We start from the raw sequence: 19,560 nt of genomic DNA, 5'->3' as shown, positions 1-19,560 counted from the left end.
CGAAAGAAATTCGAGCCCCGGCCTGTCCTGGCCATCCAGCGCCTAGTATTCGGTCCGCCAGCGCACCGCGATCGACGCTCCGGCATCGCCCGTCAGGCGCGAGATCAGCGTCACATTCGGGCGGACTTCCCATTCGATACGCGCCGCGGTCTGAGCGGTACCGCCGCCGGATTCGATCTCGAGATAGACGTCGTCGTCGATATAGCGGCCACCGGTCACGATCGGACCGTCCTCGCCGGCCCGCACGGACAGGCGGTCGATGCCGATCGCCGAGCGCAACCGGTCGAACGCCCCGAAACCGCCCACACCGGTCGCGGCACCCGACAGCGTCGAGGCAAGCTGGGCGGCTTCAAGTGGCGAAAGCTCGGAGGCCGAGCGACCGAACAGGATGCGCGACAGGATTTCGTCTTCTGGCAGTTGCGGGGTCGAGGAGAGACGGATTTCCGGGGCGGTCACACGGCCCGTCACCCGGACCTGCGCAGTCAGGCTGTCATCGGTGCGCACGGCGACGATGTCGAGCCGGGCGTCGGCAGGTTCGCCATCGAAGCGGATGCGCCCGCTCTCGAATTCGAACGGCCGGCCGGCGAAATTCACAGTCCCGCTCTGAAGCCGCGCATTGCCGTTCAGACGCGGGGAATCGGCGCGGCCGGTCACATCGATGTCGGCGCCCCACTCGGTATCGAAGCCGGGGCCGCGTACAAAAATCCGCCGGGCGGCGCGAACCCGGTAATCAAGTTCGACCGGTGATGGCTGGCGGCGCGCGACGATGCGATGGCCGGGCGGCGCGTTCACTTCGGTCACGTCAATCTCGACAATGGAGGCGCGGCCACTCTCCGGGATGCGCGCCTCGACCCGGTCGAGCCGGGTTTCCCCGGTCACGAGGATCGTGTCCTCCGGCCGCACGGCGATCGTCACACTGCCCGTTGCCGTGGCCTGAAGGTCGTTGCGGTCGAGCGCCGTGAAATTACGGAATTCGAGCTGGAATTCGCCTTCGGGCCGGCCGCCGGCCAGCGACAATCCTCCACTGCCGGTCAGGGTGCCGCGGTCACCGTCGCTGGCGGTCAGCGTATCGATGTCCAGGCCTTCGCCCGAGAAGGTCGCGGCGATTTCACCGTCACGGATCGACACGCCCTGCCGGATTTCGCGGTAGGCGATAGCATTGCCGTTCAGCGTGCCGGAGAAATCCGGCGCGCCCAGCGTTCCGGTGAAGTGCGCATCGCCAACCACATTGCCCGAGAGCTGGTGGTTCTCGGGCAGGTGAAATGCGGCGAGCGGGCCGATGGCGCCGCTCAGCCTTGCTTCACCTTCGATCGCGGTATCCATCCGGTCGGGGATTTCCGCCAGCGTCGCGAGCGTTCCGAAGTCGGCCTCCATCCGCGCTTCGGCGACCAGATCATTGCCTTCCGCCTCAAGGATCGCGCGGGCCAGTCCGCTGGCCAGCGTGCCCGAAAGGCGGGCGGTCAGGGCGGAGTCCGGGTCCGTCCCCGGCGGGCGCAGGCCCTCACCACGCAGATCGGCCTCGATCTCCGGGCCGGCCGGTGTACGGCGATAGGCGATGCGTCCCGAGATCGTGCCTTCCGCCGGCGTGCGCTCGCGGTAGAGCGACATCAGGCCGATCGGCACATCTGACAGATCAAGCTCGGCATTCGGCGCTTCGCCGCCCTGCCACTGAAGCGCGAAGACACCATTGTTCAGGCGCCAGGCACCGGAAAAGCGCGGGGCCTCGTTCGACGGCATTGCGTAGACAAGCCGGTTCACCGTGGCGAGTTCGACATCGCCCCATTCGCCGGACGGCGAGAAGGATACCGCCATGCCGTCATCACCGCGGAGGAAACGGCCTTCGCCGTTCACCGTCCAGGCCGAGGCGAAAAAGCCCGTCGAGTGCAGCGTGATGTCCATCGCGTCGAGCGTGCCCTCGGCGTCGAGGTGCAGCCGGTCGACGCGGCCATCGGCCCACTGGAAGCCGCGGGCATCGATCGCGATGGAAACCGGCGACCCGCCCGTCTCGCCGAAATCAGCAACGGCGACAACACTGCCGGGACCGTTCTCGTAGCGCCCTTCAACCCGGCCGGCCGGGCCTTCCGGGCCGTAACGGCCCTGCCCGGTCAACCGGACCGGGCCTGCCGTGCCCGACAGGCTGCGCAGCGCCCAGCTTTCGCCAGTCCGCGCGATGGTGCCGGTCAGGTCGAGCTCACCCTGTTCAGTCCCGGCAGTGAAGCGGATATCGGCGCTGAGGTCGTCTGACCCACCGCGTCCGTCGATGACCAGCATGGGGGTCGACATGGCAACGGGCCCTGTCGTGATGCGCTCGCCACCCGCTTCGAGGCGCCAGACGGTCTGACCGTCTTGCGGGGAGGCGGTGACGGTCGCGGTGGTCCCGGCCGCCAGCGAGACCGGACCAAAGACGAGATCGCGCCGGGCGCGGGCCTCCGCATCGGCGCGCCAGGCATTGCCGGACGTAAAATCGATGCGTCCTTCGGCGGTCAGACCCTCGGACCGGACAAGCAGATCCTCAATGCCGTAGCGGCCACCAGCCGTCCGGGTCAGCGTGCCGCGCAGGTCCGCCTGGTCGCCGAGTTGCGCGATGACGTCCGGGCCCGCGAGATTGCGCGCCTGTCCGTCGAGCGAAACGGTCAATGCGCCATCAAAGCCGCCATCGAGTTCAACGCGAGCGCTCGCATTGCCGGACAATCCGTCCAGCAAGCCGCCAAGCCGGGTCAGGCTCAGCTCTCCGGAGAGGCCATAGGCGCGGTCGGCCAGCCGGACATCGCCGGCCGCTTCGGCGCGGTTGCCATTGCCTTCGGCGACGAGGTCTTCAAGGAACCAGTTGCGGCCGTCCGGATCGCGGCGGACGACGCCTTCAAGATGCGGTCTCGGGCCCAGAATGGCGGCTAGACGCGGCTCGGGATAGCCCGCCCCCGCCAGATCCGCGGCGAATTCGATCCGCAGTCCGGAAACCGGTCCTTCGACCGCGGCAAAGCCGGTCAATGTTTCGGCGGAGAAGCCACGATAGGCGACACCTTCCGCCGAGATGTCGCCGTGGATCGAGCGGTCCCCGGAAAGGTCGCCAACGCCGTCGAAGGTCACCCGCGCCGCCTCGAGCGGCTCCCCGCTCCAGCGCGCGATCTGCGCGCCGTCGGTTTCCAGCGTGACGGCCCACGCCGCGCCGGACGGCGTGATTTCGGCATGGGTTGGCCCGGCGTCAGCCACAAGCGACACAAGCTGCGGGCGGCGGCCGGAGAAATCGATGCGCGCCTCGCCCTCGGCGTCACCCCCCAGGATGCGCCGGACCCAGCGGTTCGGCCATTGCTGCGCGCCGAAGCGGACGCGGACACTCAGTTCGGCGTTGGCCCATTGAAGGCGGGCCTCGCCGACTTCCTGCCCGTCGAGCCGGAGGTCGGCATCACCCGATCCCTCGTCCGGCGTTCCGGCGAGATTGGCGTCCATCGCGATGGCATGTCCGGTGATGCCGAGCAGGCTTGCGATCGGACCGTCCGGCGCGCCCTCGACATCGAGGGTGGCCGACATGCGTCCATTCTGCGCCCGGGTGAAGGACGCGGTTGCAACGTCTCCCGGCATATCGACCCGTTCGAAGCGCGCGTCGAAATCCACGGCACCGCGTGCGCCGATATCGAGGCTGGACTGTGCGGTGAAGGCGATCTCCGGTCCGGCAATCCCTTCGCCGAGTTCGAAACGATCAAGGTTGAGGCGGTCGATCCGCGCTTCCGTCAGGGAAAGGCTTCCCCCCGAACCGCCTCCGCCGCCTTGCGGCAGGCGGTCGAGACGGCCGAATCCGGCCTCGAGATCGTGAATGACGATTCCGCCCCCTGTGAGGTAGCGCAGCGGCCGCCAGTCCAGCGATACGTCACGCAGCTCCAGCCAGGTCCCGTCCGCGTCGGTGATCGTCAGTTCGCCGAACCGGAGACGGGACAGGAGATCGCCCTCAAGACCGTCGATTTCGACCCGGCCGATCCCAGGAAGGTCGCGGCCGTCGAGCTGGCCCGCCACCAGAGACGTGCCGACCGGCGTGGCGACGATCAGGCGCAATCCGGCGAGCAGTGCCAGAACACCGCCCAGAATGACGGCGGCCCAGATCAGTCCGGTTCGAAGCGATGGCGTGCGCGCGGCCATGATCAGAAGGCCTGACCGATGGAGATGTAGATGCTGACCGGGTCCTCGCCATCGCGGCGGTCGAGCGGGGTCGCGAGATCGAGCCGGATCGGTCCGAAGCCGGTATAGTAGCGCACACCAATGCCGAAGGCAGCACGCATGGCGCTGATATCGGGCATCGGGTCGGAACCTGCCGCGGCGCTGTCGATAAAGGCGGCAAAGCCGAGCGTGTCCGAACGGCGCCAGCGCACTTCGACACTGGTTTCCACCAGTGATGTGCCGCCGAAGGGCTGGCCAGTCGGACCTGCCGGGCTGAGCGACTGGTATTCAAAGCCGCGAGCGGACCCGCCGCCGCCGGCATAGAAGCGCCGGTCGGCCGGGATTTCGGCGGCATCGACATTGAGGATCGTACCGAGCCTGGCGCGGCCGGCCAGAACGACGTCTTCGGCGAGCGGATAGTAGGCGGTCGCCGCAATCCGGGCCGTGTAGAAGGTGGTGAAGCCGTCGTCGAATACGGCGGCGGGCACGAAATCGCCTTCGAGCGTGAAGCCGGTCTGAGGATCGAGCGGATCGTCGCGGCGATCCCAGATCGCACCGATCGAAGCCGCGGCCAGCTGCAGATCGCCGGCCCGGGTCCGGGTGACGCCGCGGGCTTCCTCGACGCGGGCGGTTTCGATTTCCGCACCCAGTGTCGCCGCCAGCTCGTCGGAAATGGCGCGCCGCAGCCCGGCCCCGAGCGTGAAGGCCTCGCGGTCATAGGCGTCGGTCCGCTCGGCCTCGGCCTCTGCGGTGAGGGTCAGCGTCTGGCCGTAGCGCTGCCAGTTCGGGAATTCGAGCCGCGCGCCCGCCAGGCTGTCGAGGGTTGCGAGACGGGCCGTCAGGGTCAGGGCTTCCGCGCCGCCGAACAGGTTGCGCCGCGCCCATTCGCCTTCGATGCCGGCGCCCTCGGTGGTCGAGTAGCCCGCGCCGAGTTCGAGCTGGTGGCGCGGCGCGGCTTCCAGTTCGACGATGACGGTCCGCGCCTCCTCGCCGTCGACCGTGTCGCCGAGACGGACTTCGGCCCGTTCCACGCCGGGCAGGCCGGAGAGTCGATCGGCGAAGTCGATCAGCGCCTCGGGCGCGGCCGGGTCGCCGGGTACGAATGGGGCAAGGCGGCGCACATAGGACGGGCGCAGAATGGTTTCGCCCGGCATCTCGATCGCGCCGAAACGGGCGAAGGGGCCGGGCTCGATGATGAATTGCCCGCGCGCGGTTGTCGCGGCGTGATCGACGACGATGTCGCGCTCGCGGGTCTCGGCGTCGGGATATCCCTCGGCGCGCAGCGTCACGACCGCCTCGTGCTCGGCGGCGAGGATGGATTGCGCATCGACCGGATCGCCCTCGGACAGCGTGAACGCCGCACGCGTGCGTTCAGCGGCCGGCTGCGTGACCGGACGCGTCAGATCGAGATCGACGCTGGAGAAGGTGAAGCGCGGGCCGGGTTCGACACGGACGGCGGGACGCAGCCTGCCGTCCCCGTCGAGCACGACCGCCGTGGCCGTGCCGGCATAATAGCCGAAGGAGCGCAGCGCCCGCCGGACCCGGGCCGCGGCCTCCTCGGCGCGCTGCCGCGCCTCGCGCGGACCGGCCGGCGCATGGGGAGTTTCGCCGATCACGGCGCGCAGCTGGCTGCGCAAGCTCTCGTCCTCGACATCGCGTATGCGCGCGACCGGCTCGGCCCAGACGGGCGCGGCCAGTCCGGCGGCGAGGAGGATGGCGAGACCGGAAGACTTCATCAGAGGCAAACTATACGCATCCCGGGGAAAAGGGTTTCGTTTTCCGGCCAGCCCATTCCAGACCGGACGGGCGAAATTGCGGCGGTTGGCCGGTATCGCTGCAAGGCAAGGCCGACCCGTCATGCAAAAGGCCGCCCGGCATTGCCGGACGGCCTCACGCTTTCACGCCGGTCGGGCGGTCAGTTGGCTTTTGCCGGAACCGCTGCAGGCTCGAATTGCGGCGCGATGACGAGGTCGCGCGCGAGGCGCAGTTTCGACAGCAGGAGGAGAACCGTGCCGTTATAATCGACGATACGGTTCCAGATGCCCTTGCGCGGCAGGTTGAGCGCCGAGCGCGGGAAGTCGTGGTGATGGCCGTGAAGCGCCTCGCCGCCGGTCAGGAGCGCCAGCGTGTAGGCGAACCATTTCGGCGTCTTCATGTGGCCGAACACGTTCACGCCGAGCGTCGTGGCGTGGAATTGCATGCCGCGGCCGATCACCGCCGAGGCGTGCAGGATGGCGGCCAGAACGAGCGGCCAGCCGAGCAGGGCGAAGACGGCGTAGACCAGTCCGGGCAGGACCAGGTGCACGACGGCCGAAAGCCAGAGATGGTTCCTGTCGGCCCATTCGACGACCTTGAAACGGGACAGCCAGCGCGCCATCGGACGATCCATGTCCTGCTTGTCGCGCCACAATATCCAGCCGATCCAGGCCCAGAACTTGCCTTCCGACGGGTTGTGCGGATCGCCCGGCTCGTCGGCATGGCGGTGGTGCTGGGAGTGATAGTTCACCCAGTCCTTCAGCTTGCCCTGCATGGCGATGATGCAATTGATCGCGACGATGACCTGAACCGGGGTCGAGAGATGACCGGCGCGATGCTGCCAGATCCGGTGCAGCGGGCCGATGCCCATATTGCACACGAAGACGGCGGCGGCCGTCGTCAGGATGGCGAGCGGAGCGTACCACCAGTGCAGGTGGATGCTTTCCAGCGCGAAGCCCAGCACCAGCGCGACCACCAGGGTCAGCACGCCGAGCGCGGGATAGATCACGGCGGAAAAGGCGCTCGTCCAGTCGAGCGTGCGCCAGGAGCGCAATATCTCTTCGGAACGGGCACGGAGGGCGGTTTCAATCGTCATGTAGGCGTTACCTTACGTTACGCGCCAGGCGCGGCAGAACCATCCGCGAAAGCCGGATGCGAGGAAAACTGAATCGGTCGAATCGGCTGAGCGCAAGCATGATCTGCGACATTTGATCAGTTGGTAAACGGAGCGCCGGATGCAAGCCGTTGTTATGCATCGCCTTCGAGGCACAGCTTCCGGATCGCGCGCTTGTCGAGCTTTTCCGTACCCGTCCTGGGCAGTTTCGACGTGCGTATCCAGACGTGGTCGGGCCGCTTGAAAGCAGCCAAATGCGGCTTGAGGAAAGCGAGAATATCGCCGGTTTCGATCTCCGTACCCGGAGCAACGACAATTGCTGCGCCAACGGATTCGCCGAGACGTTCGTCGGGTACGGAGAATACCGCGGCCTCGCGGATTTCGGGGTGGCGCAGGAGCGCGGCCTCGACTTCGAGACAGGCGACATTCTCGCCGCCGCGCACGATCATGTCCTTCAGCCGGTCGACGATGGTCAGGAAGCCCTCGGCGTCGAACGTGCCGAGATCGCCGGTCCTCAGCCAGCCATCCGCGGTCAGTGCCTTGGCGGTCTCCTCGGGCTGACCGAGATAGCCGCGGAAGTTTCCGGGCGTACGGATCCAGACTTCACCGACCTCACCGATCGGGGCGTCGGTGCCGTCTTCCAGGACGACGCGCAATTCGGTCACCGCCGGGATCACCCGTCCGGCCGCGCCGGGACGGGCCTGGTAGTCCGTCATGCCGTTATAGGTGCCGAGCGCGCTCGATTCCGTCAGGCCGTAACCGGAGCTGGACCAGGCGCCGGGGAATTGTTTCGCCAGCTCGGCGACCTGGGCGGCGGGCCGTTTCGCGCCGCCCGAACCGATATCGGTCAGGCTGTCCAGAGAATAGCCGCCTTCCCGCGCCGCCAGCATCAGCTCGTGCGACATGGTCGGGACGCCGACGAAATTGGTGATCTTCTCCGCCTCGATCAGGCGGGCGGCCTCGCTCGGCGACCATTTGTGCATCAGGACGAGCGTCCGTCCCGCGAGCAGGGACAGCATGAAGACGGGGTGCGATCCGGTGACGTGGAACAGCGGCAGGGTCACGAGGATGGACGGGTTCTCGGGAAACAGCTTGGCGCCTTGCGGCGTCGCCTTGGTCGCGGTGACGAGCAAGGCGAAGGAGAGCAGCGTCGACCAGGCAGCGCGATGGGTCAGGATCACGCCCTTGGGATGGCCGGTCGATCCCGACGTGTACATCACGGCGAGATCGTCATCCGGTGCGATCGCCGTGGCTGGCGGCGCGGTGTCGCGGCCGGCCTCGAACACGGCGTCAAAGTGATCGTCGGCGCCATCGAGGGCGCCGCGGGACGCGATCACCGTGAAGCCGAGTTTCGATTTCGACGGCAGGATTCGGGACCCCTGCTCGGGATCGCAGATCACGAATTTCGCGCCGCAATGACCCAGCGCGAAGGCCATTTCCTCCTCGGTCCACCAGCCATTGAGCGGCACGACCACCGCGCCGATCGAGGCAATGCCGAGATAGGCCGCCATCCATTCCGGGGAATTGCGCATGGCGAGGGCGACCATGTCGCCCTTCTTCACGCCGAGCTTCGCGGCCAGCCCGGCCCCGAAGGTGCGGGCATTGCGCGCGAGTTCGGCGAAGCTCCAGCGCTGATCGCCGAGTACCACGCCGGTGCGATCGCCGTGACTTTCGCAGATCGCGATCAGGCCGCGCAGATCGGGCGGCGCATGCTTGTAGACCCGGTGGGGAACGCCTCTGATCTCTTCCACCCCGACCGCGAAGAGCGGTTCGTTCTGGACGATATGCATGACGGCCTTTTCCACCGCTTCGCGCGGCGGGGCCGAACGGCGTTCGGACATCGAATTCCTCCCCGGATTCTCATGTTTTCCGGGATGGTAGTGAACAGTGTTCGCCGATCAAGGAAAACCGGTCTACAGGCCTGCGAAACGGGCGATGTGATAGGTGGCGCCGGCGGCGACCCAGGCCAGCACGAAGAGATAGCCGAACATGAAACCCGTCCAGGCCCAGGAATTCGTCTCGCGCCGCGCCGCCGCCAATGTCGCGAGGCATTGCGGTGCGAAGACATACCAGGCGAGGAAGGCGAGCGCGGTCGGCAACGACCATGCGTTTTGCAGCACGGCGGCGAGGCCCTCGGTGTTTTCCTCCGCCCCTTGCACCGCATAAACCGTGCCGAGCGCCCCGACGGCGACTTCCCGCGCCGCAAGGCCCGGGATCAGCGCGATGGCGATTTCGAGATTGAAACCGATCGGCGCAAGGACGGGTTCGAGAACCGAACCGATCCGCCCGGCAATGGTCTGACGCAGGCCGTCGGCGCCGAGCGGGAAGGTGGTCAGCACCCAGAGGATGACCGAAACCGCAAAGATGATCGTACCGGCACGCTTCAGAAAGGCCGCGACCCGCATCCACAGGCCGAGGAAAAAGTCGCGGGCATTCGGCCATTTGTAGGTCGGCAATTCCATGATGAGGGACTGTGCCGCGCCGCGGGTCACGGTGCGTTTCAGCACGAAGGCGACCAGGACGGCGCTGACCACGCCGGCGAGATAGAGGCCGAACATGACGAGGCCCTGCAGGCCGACGAAGCCCCAGACGGTCTGGTTCGGGATGAAGGCGGCGATCATCAGCGTGTAGACCGGCAGGCGCGCCGAACACGTCATCAGCGGGGCAACGAGAATGGTCGTCAGCCGGTCGCGCTCATTCTCGATCGTGCGCGCCGACATGATGCCGGGAATGGCGCAGGCAAAGCTCGAAAGAAGCGGGATGAAGGCGCGTCCGTTGAGCCCGACGCGCAGCATCAGCTCGTCCATCAGGAAGGCCGCGCGGGTCATGTAGCCCGAGGCCTCGAGAAGCAGGATGAAGGTGAAGAGAATGACGATCTGGGGCAGGAAGACGACCACGCTGCCGACGCCGGCGATGATGCCGTCGACGATCAGGCTCTGCAGCAATCCGTCCGGCAGCGCCGCCGAGACGGCCGCGCCGAGCGATCCGGCGAGCCATTCGATCCCGTCCATGTAGGGCGTCGCCCAGGTGAAGACGGCCTGGAACATCAGGAACAGGATGGCGGCGAGGATGAGCGGCCCGGCGACCGGGTTGAGCACGATGTTGTCGACCGACCGGGTGAAGCTGTTGGCCGCCGGCTCGTGCAGCGTGGCGTCGCGGGCGATGCGCCGCGCGTCGGTCTGAAGCGCCTTCAGGTCCAGCGCCGGGATGGTCAGCGGCGCGTCCGGCACGCCGCGCGTCCATTTCGGCGCTTCCTCGGCGAGCCGCTCCAGCAGCGCGGCCCGGCCCGGGCCTCTGGTCGCCCGAGCGGTGACGACCGGCACGCCGAGTTCGGCCTCGAGTCGGGGCACGTCGAGTTCCAGCCCGTCGCGCTCCGCGAGATCGATCATGTTCAGAACGACAATCATCGGCCGCCCGAACGCCTTCATCTGCAGCACGGTGTGCAAATGCGTGCGCAAGGTCGCGGCATCGATCAGGACGAGGATCGCGTCCGGCGCGGTGACGCCCGGAAGCCGGCCGGAAATCATGTCGACCGCGATCCGTTCGTCGGTCGACCGGGCATTGATCCCGTAGATGCCGGGCAGGTCGATCAGCTCGACCTCGTCGCCCGCGGCGGTGCTGAAAAAGCCCGATCGGGTCTCGACCGTGACACCGGCATAGTTGGCGACCTTGGCGGTGCCGCCGGTGAGGCCGTTGAACAGGGTGGACTTGCCGGAATTCGGCGCGCCGACGAGAGCCAGTCTGAGTGCGGACATCAGCCGATCGAAACCTCGATCGCGGCAGCCTCGTTGCGGCGAAGGGCGATCAGCGTCCGGTTGAGCCGGACACAGACCGGACGGGCCATCAGAGGTCCGAAATGCACGATCTCGACTTCATCATCCTCGGCAAAACCGATCTCGCGGAGCTTGGGCTCAAGCCCGGAATCCCCCGTTGCGAAACCGGTGACGCGCGCGACCTGGCCGCGTGCGAGTTCATCGAGTGTCATGCCCAACCCCGTCGGAAATGGCGCTGAAGATGCAACTCGATTTCAACTGGGTCGGCAAGGGGTCACGTCGTCGCGGCCGCAGTCAGCGCCGCTTCGAGGTCGGCGACGAGGTCGGCGGAATCCTCGAGACCGACCGACAGGCGGACCAGGCCGTCGGATATCCCGGCCTCGGCCCGGGCGGCCTCCGTCATGGACGCATGGGTCATCGAGGCCGGCAGGCTGACGAGGCTTTCCACCCCGCCCAGCGACTGGGCCAGCGTGAACAAAGCGAGCCGCTTCGCGAAGATGCGGGGGTCGAGATCCGGGGCCAGTTCGAGGCTGAGAACGACGCCGAATCCCGATTGCTGGCGCGCGGCGAGTTCATGTCCGGGATGACCGGCCAGTCCGGGATAGTGCACGGCCGCGACGTCCGGGCGAGACGCGAGCCATTGCGCGATGTCGAGCGCGGCGGCCGACTGGGTTCGGGCGCGGACCGGCAGGGTGCGGATGCCGCGCAGCGCCAGGAAGGCATCGAATCCGGCCAGACCCGTCCCCGCGGCATTCGCCCACCAGCGGTGTCGGTCGAGCCGCTTCGGATCGGTTTCGACCAGCACCCCGCCGACCATGTCGGAATGGCCATTGATCAGCTTGGTCGCGGAATGAATGACGCAATCGGCGCCGAGTTCGATCGGGCGCTGGAGTGCCGGCGACAGCAGCGTGTTGTCGACCGCCACGAGCGCGCCCGCCGCCTTTCCGAGCCGGGCGGCCGCGGCAATGTCCGTGATCCGCAGCAGCGGATTGGACGGGGTTTCGAGGATCAGCAGCGCGGCGCCCTTGGCAAGCGCGGCCTCGATCGCACCGGTCTCCCACGAGCGGGCATAGATCACCTCGAACCGGCCGCCCGCGGCGCGGGCATCGAGCAGGCGGCGAGTACCGCCATAGGCATCGACCGGGGCCACAATCCGCGCGCCGTGGGGCAGATCGTTGAGCAGAAGATCGATCGCCGCCATGCCCGAAGCCGTCGCGACCGCGCCCACGCCACCCTCCAGTTCCGCAATGGACTCCTCGAACAAGGCGCGGCCGGGATGGGCGGTGCGGGCATAGTCGAAGTCCGTTACGGTTTCCGGCGTTTCGCGGGCATAAGCCGACGACAGGTGGATCGGGGCGGTGATGGCGCGATGGGCCGGATCGCGGTTGATCCCGGCGCGCGCCGCGCGTGTGTCGAAACCGGTCATGACGGCCGCTCCAGATCGGCGGAAATCAGCGCGTTCATGACCTCGACTTCCTTGAGGAAGGCGTCATGGCCGTAGATCGAGCGGATCACGGTGAGCCGGGAGTCCGGAGTGAGCGATGCGGCCTCTTCCATGTCGGTGAGCGGAACGAGGAGATCGTCCTCGACCGCGACATAGTGAACCGGCACTTTGATCCTCGATGGATCGAGATCGACCGCGTCGAGCGCGCGGGACAAAGCAAGGAAGTGTTCCGGCGCGGTTTTCGCCGCGTATTTCGCGCCGGCGGCTTCGAGCCAAGCGGTGATGCCCCGGGCGTCCCGCGTGCCGGGCGCCGGGTCAAGGAAACGCAGGCGCAATTCGTCCCGGGTCCGGTAGGTGGTCATGGCCAGCCGCCGGGCGAGATCGAGCGCGCCCGGACCGTTGCCGTGCTTCAGGCCGAATTCGGCGATCTCCCGCTGAATCGACCGCCAGGCCGTGGCCAGAGGATCGGCGCGGTGCGCGGCGCTGATGCAGGTCACGCCCGAGACCCGTTCCGGAGCGGCCAGCGAGATGGCGAGGCCGATGCTGCCGCCATAGGAGGCCCCGACAATGTGAAAGCGGCCGATCTCCCATCCCGCGATCAGGCCGAGGATCGCCTTTGCCTGTTCCCCGGCTGAGGGGAAGCCGGCTTCGCCGGTGTCGAGGAAGTCGGCGGAGATCAGGCGATGGCACGCCGGATCGAGCGCGCCGCCCGGCCCGGCCACGCCGGGCCACCAGCCGCCCGCGCCGGTCAGATTCTTGCCCGAGGAGATGCCGCCGAGCACCAGCACGGCCGGCGCTCCCTCGGGGCCTTCGATCCGGCCTTCGATCGCGCGAGCCCGACTCACCGCCCGCACCGCGCCGCGATCACGGCCCTGATGTCGGACAGGACCGAGGAGGCGGTCGCCTCGCGGCCGGCTCCGCGTCCGGTCAGCAGGATGGTGTCGCCGCCCTCGCAGGAAATCCGCACCGCATTCTCCTCGTCTCGCACATCGCCCAGCGGATCGCCCGGCGCGCGCGGCGTCAAGCTGACGCTGGCCTCGACCCCGGCATTCGTCGCCCGCAGGATCGCGATCTGGCGCAGTCGGTAGCCGCAGGCGGCGGCCTCGCGAACGCGGCCGGGCGTGCCGGCGTCGATCGCTTCAAGCGTGACGGAATCGGGATCGCGGCCGAAGGCGGCGCGGGCGATCAGCGTCAGCTTGGCGGCCGCGTCGCGGCCTTCGAGATCGGCGGACGGGTCGGCCTCGGCGAAGCCCAGTGCCTGGGCCGCGCGGATCGCGGTGTCCAGACCCGCCCCTTCGGCGAGCCGGTCGAGCACGAAGTTCGACGTGCCGTTTACGACGCCGGCCACCGCCAGGATGGCGCGTCCCTCGCCGCGGACGCGCGACACGGTTTCCAGTACGGGCAACTCGCCGCCGACGGCGGCAGAGAAGCGCAGGATCTGGCCGCGCTCGCGGGCGCGCACCGCGACGTCGGGGCGGCGTGCGATCACCGCCTTGTTCGCAGAGACGATGTCGGCCCCGGACTGAAGCGCCAGCTCCAGAAGACGTTCGGCCAGTTCACCGTCCGGCAGGCAGTCGATCACGAGGCGCGGACCTGCCGCAAACACGCTTTCGGCCTCGGTAAAGAAGCGGCCCGGCGCGCGGCCCTTGCGGTGGCGCGAGACGAGGATGGCTTCGACGGTCACATCGCCGGCCAGCGATTGGCGAATACCGTCCAGCACACCGCCCCCCACTGTGCCGCAGCCGAGCAGCACGGCGCGCAGCGGCCGTTCGGGAAGGACGCGCGGAAACGGCGTCGGGGACGCCGGCGAGGAAACAAGAAGAGAAAGAGACATCGGTCGGATTCCGCATGTTGAGCGAAAGCGATACGACACGCCGATGGCAGCGATCCGGCCCCTCGAGGGGACCGGACGGGCGCGGTTTCCCCGCCCAACGCCGCTTTAGCCGCACTTCTTCCGCGCCCGCAAGCTGACAATCAAATCGGCGCACATCAGCGTATAAATATATTGTTATGTGATGTAAACCCGGTTCGTAAGTGGCGCTGACGTCTTCCCTCTCCCTTCAGGGAGAGGGTCAGGGTGAGGGGTCTTTTCCGTTGGGCTCAATGGAAGCAGAAGACCCCTCATCCGGCGCTTCGCGCCACCTTCTCCCTGAAGGGAGAAGAGAAAAGTACCGGGCACGCGCCCCACCCTCCTCAATTCCGAAAACCTTCGCTCAGCGCCGAAAAATCGCTGCGCAATTTCGAATTCGCGGAGATGGCGGCCGGAAAGACGGGTTCAGTCCAGAGCGTTCCACGAACCCGAAGAGGTCGAACATGCTCTCCTCCCTGATCCTGGCGGCTGCCCTGCAATTCGCCGCCGAAACCCCCGCCGCCCAAGACGTCACCATCGACCGGGCGGCGCTCGCCACCCCGGCCGGCGCGGCCGAGGCCTATGACCGGCTGCACGAGACCGCCCGCGCGGTGTGCCAGGCCGACAATGCCCCCGGCATCTGGTCGGAATACCGCGTCCGGGTCTGCACCGCCGACACGATGGATCGTGCCATCGCGGATCTGAACGCCCCCCAGCTCGTCCAGCTCCATGCCGAGCGGACTCATGCAGGTCAGCCCGCGATCCCGCGGCTCTACGCCGAGCGGGACTGACGCCCCAGAGCCGGCCTGCCGTCCGCCAACCCTGAGCGGCGAACGGCAGGCCGGCGCAATTTTCTGGCACACTTTCCGGCGAGGGGAGTAAATTGCCCGGAATGGAAACCGCCGACCTGATCGAGATCGCGCTGCGCGCCGGCGCCACCGCCCTGTGTGTGCTCACCGGGGCGGGCCTGCTCATGAGCGGCCGGTCGAACACGGCCCGGCTCGGCGCGCTGTTCGCGTTCGGCGCGGGGGCGTATCTGATCTGCCATCCGCCCTATCTGCTGGATGCGCTGGGCGCGGCACGGTTCGCGATCCTGCCGCTCGGCGATCTCGAAAGCGTCTTCTTCTACTGGTTTGCGCTGTCGCTGTTCAACGACCGCTTCTGCTGGCGTATCCATTGCCTCTGGCCGGTCCTGCCGGTCGGGCTTTCGCACCTGCTCGTCCGGGTGATGCCCGGCACGCTTCCGGCCGCCGCGGCGGAACTGATCGGCGCCGGATTCATCCTCTTCTTCATGGCGCACACGATCACGCTGGCGATCCGGCATCTCGCCGATGATCTGGTGGTCCACCGGCGCGGCTTCCGCGTCTTCTTCAGCCTGGCCGTCGGACTGCTGTCGATCACCATGGTGGTGATGAAGCTGACCGACGCGCCGGACACCGTCCTGGTCCTCTATTCGCGGGTCGAGGCGATCGTGGCCTTCCTGCTGGCCCTGGCCTTCGGGCTGTGGGCGCTGAAAGCCCGCGAGGAGATTTTCGCACCGCCGCAGGCCGCGACGCCGATCGGCGAGGCGCAAAGCGTGATCGCGGGCATCGCGCCGGAAGACCGGCCGGTCATCGCCCGGCTGCAGGCAGAGATGTCCGGCGGGCGGTACCGCCAGCCCGGCCTGACGGTCGGCGAGCTGGCGACGATTGTCGGCACGACCGAACACCGCTTGCGCCGGCTGATCAATCAGGGGCTCGGCTATCGCAATTTTTCCAGCTTCCTCAACGAGGCACGGATCGCTGACGCCAAGACCATCCTGTCCGATCCCGAGGAGTCGCGGCGGCAGATCGTCCAGGTCGCCTTCGATCTCGGCTATGGCTCGATCGCGAGTTTCAACCGCGCCTTCCGCGACGCGACCGGGATGAGCCCGACCGTGTTCCGCCGCCGGGAATTGTCGCGCGCCTGAACCGGACAGGATCCGGCATTGCGTGTGCCGCGTCGCCCCCTAGATTGGGCAGGGCTTCGGAGGCGGCATCATGGACGGATTTCTCGGGCAGGCACTGGTCTTCCTGATCGCGGGCGTGATCGCCGTGCCGATCGCCAACCGGCTCGGTCTGGGCTCGGTGCTCGGCTATCTGCTGGCCGGCATCGCCCTGTCGCCGATCCTGCCCGCGATCGGGATCGACGCCGAGACCCTGCTCCACTTCGCCGAATTCGGCGTGGTGATGATGCTGTTCATCATCGGACTGGAATTGTCGCCCAAACTGCTGTGGCAGATGCGGACCCGGCTGCTCGGTCTCGGCGGCGCCCAGGTAATCGTCACCGCAGCGCTGATCGCGCTCGCCTGCCTCGCCCTCGGGCTGGAATGGCGCGCCTCGATCGCGGTCGGCCTGATCCTGTCCCTGTCCTCGACCGCCATCGTTCTGAAGACGCTCGAGGAAAAATCCCTGATGAAGACCGAAGGCGGGCGGGCCAGCTTCGCCATCCTGCTGTTCCAGGACGTTTCGGTCATCCCGATCCTCGCCCTTTTGCCGCTTCTGATGGTGCCCGGCGGTTTTGCGAGCGAAGAGGTTCATTCCGGCACCGCGATCTCGCACCTGGCCGGCTGGATGCAGGGCGGGATCATCATCGGCGCGGTCGCGGCGGTGATCCTGGCCGGTCGCTACGCGGTGCGTCCGCTGTTGCGCGTCATCGCCAACACGCGGCTGCGCGAAATGTTCACCGCTTCGGCGCTGCTGATCGTGATCGCAATCTCGTGGCTGATGTCGATGGTCGGTCTGTCGCCGGCGCTCGGCGCCTTCCTCGCCGGCGTCGTGCTGGCCGACAGCGAGTTCCGCCACGAGCTGGAAAGCGACATCGACCCGTTCAAGGGACTGTTGCTCGGCCTGTTCTTCATCACGGTCGGAGCCGGGGTCGATTTCCGCGTGCTGGCGTCCGAACCGGCGGTCATCGCGGGAATCGCAGCGGGGCTGATCGCCTTGAAGATCGCAGTGATATTCGCCATCGCGCTGGCCTTCAAACTGCCCCCGACCGATCGCTGGCTGGCCGCGCTTGGCCTGGCGCAGGCGGGCGAGTTCGGCTTCGTGCTGCTGGCCTTCGCCACCGGAAATGACGTGCTGTCAGAGGTGCTGGCGACGCGCCTGACGCTCGCGATCACGCTGTCCATGCTGGTCACGCCGCTGCTCTTCATCGCCTGGCAGCGATTCCTGAGACCAAGGTTCCAGCAGCACGCGCCTGTCGAACAGCGCGAGGCTGACACGATCGACGAGGAGGGCGTGGCGATCATTGCCGGGCTCGGACGCTTCGGCCAGATCGTGCAGCGCATGCTGACCGCGAGCGGGTTTTCGACCGTGGTTCTGGATCACTCCGCGCCGCAGATCGAGCTTCTGAAGACATTCGGTGTCAAGGCCTATTACGGCGATGCGTCGCGGCCGGAATTGCTGCACGCGGCGGGGCTGGGGAAGGCGAAGGTCGTGGTGGTCACTCTGGCCGACGTGGACAAGTCGATCGCCATCATCGATCACGTGAAGAAGCTGCATCCCGAGACAGTGGTGATCGCGCGGGCGACCGACCGTGTCAGCAATTACCGCCTGTGCGAGGCCGGGGCGGACGTGGTGATCCGCGAGACCTTCTTCTCCTCGCTCGAAGCCGCCGGCCACGCGCTCGAGGCGCTCGGCATCTCAAGCGACCAGGCCGAGCGGATGAAGGCGCGGTTCCGCGAGCATGACGAGGCGGGCCTGGCCGATCTGTTCGAGCACTGGAAGGACAATCCGGACGTGTTCCGGAACCAGAATTATATCAGCCGGGCGCGGTCGCTGACCCAGACGCTGGGCGAGGTGTTGTCAAAGGACCGGCTCGATCACGAAAGGGGCGACGACCCCGTCCGCCGGGACTGACGCCAGGCGAAGACAAGGATGAGCGGCACGATCCAAGGGGCGACCCGCTCGAACGGATCGCCCGGCAGGGCGGCCAGTTGTGCCGGCCAGCTGTCGCCGCCGATCTGACCCCAGGCATAGAAGAAGACCGTCGTGAAGAAGCCCGCCGTGATCGCCAGCAGGATGGCGGCACCGGCCGGTTCGCGCCCGGCGACCCGGGCAAACAGGATCGGTCCGAAGGCCGCTCCCAGCGCCGACCAGGAAAACAGCACGCGGTCGAAAATCGTCGCCGGCAGCGTCATGGCCAGGATGACGGCCAGCACGCACAATACGGTCATCACGATGCGCGAGATCAGCACTTCGCGGCCCGGCATCGCCTTGGCCACGCCCATGTCGTGGGCGACGGCGGCCGAAGTCGCGATCAGCAGGCTGTCGACGGTCGACATGACGGCGGACAGGACGGCCGCGATGATCAGGCCGGCGAGCACGGTCGGGAACAGCTGTGCGGCGAGGGTGTAGAACAGCGCTTCGCCCTCCTGGCCAGCGCCGAGCAGGGCCCGGCCCGACAGCGCCAGCGTCGACATGCCGGCATAGACGATGACGGCCCAGCTGATGGCGATGACGAAGCCGCGCTTGCGGGCCGCATCGTCCTTCACGGCCATGAGGCGGGCGATCAGGTGCGGCTGGCCGAATGTACCCAGGCCGATCGCGGCAATCCCCATCGCAAAACCGAGGAAGAGGAAGACTCCCCGCTCGCCGGTCCAGGACAGGTAGGCCGAGGGTTCGCGGGCGGCGAGGGTCTCGAACACGCCCGCCGGACCGCCCGCCGCGATCAGCGCGGTCAGCGGCAGTGCAACCGCAATCAGCGCCATCAGCGCGCCCTGAATGGTGTCGGTCACGCTGACGGCCCAGAAACCGCCCATCAGCGAATAGATCAGGATCACCGCCGCGCCGATGGCGACGCTCTCGAAATGCCCGAGGCCGAACTGGCTCTCGAAGGCGATGGCGGCGGCACCGAATTGCGCCGCGATGTAGAAGATGAAGCAGAACAGGACGAGGAGCGCGCTCCACAGCGCGATCGCCTTGCGCATGATCCCGCCCGTGCCGGCCGCCATGTAGTCGGTCATGGTGACGTGGCCGCGCGCCTCGGTCTCGGCGCGGATGCGCGGTCCCAGCCAGACCCAGACGACGACATAGCCGGCGAGGATTCCGGGCACCATCCACAGCGCCGAAATGCCGGCGGCATAGACGAAGCCGGAAAAGCCGAGCAGCACCCAGGCCGAGGAGGTCGAGGCGGCATAGGAGAGGCCTGCCACCCAGGGGCCGAGGCCGCGGCCGCCGAGGAAGAAGTCGCTCTCGCTCCTGTTGCGGTTCGCGGCCCAGAGGCCGACGCCGAGCAGCATCAGCTTGTAGGCCGCGAGCGTGCCCAGAATGATCCAGTTGTCCATGGCCCTCTCCCCGTTGCCGCGACACTAGCGGGGAGTCGCGCGGAGAGGCAAAGGGGGTCGTTCGTCTTTCCCGCGAAGGCGGGAAGGTGGATTCTCGTTTGAAGTGCAACAGGTGGTCTGAGAAGGCCTCTGCGGGGGTTCTGTAGTCAAGGCATTTGCGCGGGGTGTTGT

At 67.5% G+C, this 19,560-nt stretch carries 13 protein-coding genes and 1 pseudogene; 3 read left to right on the top strand and 11 right to left on the bottom strand.

Going from position 1 to position 19,560, the window contains the following annotated elements; genetic code table 11:
• Positions 1-42: 42 nt before the first annotated feature.
• The 9 genes from ACFOOR_RS06095 to ACFOOR_RS06055 form a co-directional block, all read right to left on the bottom strand.
• Positions 43-4,131, bottom strand: a complete 4,089-nt coding sequence (locus ACFOOR_RS06095) for a translocation/assembly module TamB domain-containing protein (protein ID WP_343165534.1) — start codon at positions 4,129-4,131, stop codon at positions 43-45.
• Positions 4,132-4,133: 2 nt separating this feature from the next.
• Positions 4,134-5,885: an autotransporter assembly complex protein TamA gene (locus ACFOOR_RS06090; protein ID WP_343165535.1), complete on the bottom strand. Its 1,752-nt coding sequence runs from the start codon at positions 5,883-5,885 to the stop codon at positions 4,134-4,136.
• A 179-nt stretch (positions 5,886-6,064) separates the two neighbouring features.
• Positions 6,065-7,000, bottom strand: coding sequence for a fatty acid desaturase (locus tag ACFOOR_RS06085; RefSeq protein WP_343165536.1), 936 nt, complete (start codon positions 6,998-7,000; stop codon positions 6,065-6,067).
• Between the two features lie 152 nt (positions 7,001-7,152).
• Positions 7,153-8,859: a class I adenylate-forming enzyme family protein gene (locus ACFOOR_RS06080; protein WP_343165537.1), complete on the bottom strand. Its 1,707-nt coding sequence runs from the start codon at positions 8,857-8,859 to the stop codon at positions 7,153-7,155.
• 72 nt (positions 8,860-8,931) lie between these two features.
• A complete protein-coding gene (gene feoB / locus ACFOOR_RS06075) occupies positions 8,932-10,773 on the bottom strand; it encodes a ferrous iron transport protein B (RefSeq protein WP_343165538.1) in 1,842 nt (613 codons plus the stop codon).
• Positions 10,773-11,003, bottom strand: coding sequence for a FeoA family protein (locus ACFOOR_RS06070; protein ID WP_343165539.1), 231 nt, complete (start codon positions 11,001-11,003; stop codon positions 10,773-10,775). Before ACFOOR_RS06070 ends, feoB begins: the two co-directional genes overlap by 1 nt.
• A 62-nt stretch (positions 11,004-11,065) precedes the next feature.
• Complete coding sequence (locus tag ACFOOR_RS06065) at positions 11,066-12,217, bottom strand: trans-sulfuration enzyme family protein (RefSeq protein ID WP_343165540.1); 1,152 nt, start codon at positions 12,215-12,217, stop codon at positions 11,066-11,068.
• Positions 12,214-13,080 carry an alpha/beta fold hydrolase gene (locus ACFOOR_RS06060; RefSeq protein WP_343165541.1) on the bottom strand — a complete coding sequence of 289 codons (867 nt, stop codon included), beginning with the start codon at positions 13,078-13,080 and terminating at the stop codon, positions 12,214-12,216. Before ACFOOR_RS06060 ends, ACFOOR_RS06065 begins: the two co-directional genes overlap by 4 nt.
• A complete protein-coding gene (locus tag ACFOOR_RS06055) occupies positions 13,077-14,069 on the bottom strand; it encodes a homoserine dehydrogenase (protein ID WP_343165542.1) in 993 nt (330 codons plus the stop codon). Before ACFOOR_RS06055 ends, ACFOOR_RS06060 begins: the two co-directional genes overlap by 4 nt.
• 479 nt (positions 14,070-14,548) lie before the next feature.
• On the opposite strand from ACFOOR_RS06055, the gene ACFOOR_RS06050 reads away from it, so the two are divergent.
• The 3 genes from ACFOOR_RS06050 to ACFOOR_RS06040 all read left to right on the top strand — a co-directional run bounded on the left by ACFOOR_RS06050 (position 14,549) and on the right by ACFOOR_RS06040 (position 17,962).
• Entirely contained in the window at positions 14,549-14,875 is a 327-nt protein-coding gene (locus ACFOOR_RS06050) for a UrcA family protein (RefSeq protein WP_343165543.1), read from the top strand.
• Between the two features lie 101 nt (positions 14,876-14,976).
• On the top strand, positions 14,977-16,032 hold the full coding sequence (locus ACFOOR_RS06045; protein WP_343165544.1) for a helix-turn-helix domain-containing protein: 1,056 nt from the start codon (positions 14,977-14,979) through the stop codon (positions 16,030-16,032).
• Between the two features lie 70 nt (positions 16,033-16,102).
• On the top strand, positions 16,103-17,962 hold the full coding sequence (locus tag ACFOOR_RS06040; RefSeq protein ID WP_343165545.1) for a monovalent cation:proton antiporter-2 (CPA2) family protein: 1,860 nt from the start codon (positions 16,103-16,105) through the stop codon (positions 17,960-17,962).
• Here ACFOOR_RS06040 and ACFOOR_RS06035 read toward each other — a convergent pair.
• Entirely contained in the window at positions 17,926-19,389 is a 1,464-nt protein-coding gene (locus ACFOOR_RS06035; protein ID WP_343165546.1) for a sodium/proline symporter, read from the bottom strand. The genes ACFOOR_RS06040 and ACFOOR_RS06035 overlap by 37 nt on opposite strands.
• Positions 19,390-19,456: 67 nt before the next feature.
• Positions 19,457-19,560: pseudogene (locus ACFOOR_RS15260) on the bottom strand (IS30 family transposase); the annotation flags it as partial.

The organism is Hyphobacterium vulgare (genome assembly GCF_042643335.1).
Taxonomy (GTDB): Bacteria; Pseudomonadota; Alphaproteobacteria; order Caulobacterales; family Maricaulaceae; genus Hyphobacterium; species Hyphobacterium vulgare.
The sequence above is the reverse complement of the archived record's forward strand: the minus strand, read 5'-3'. Positions and strand labels throughout refer to the sequence as shown.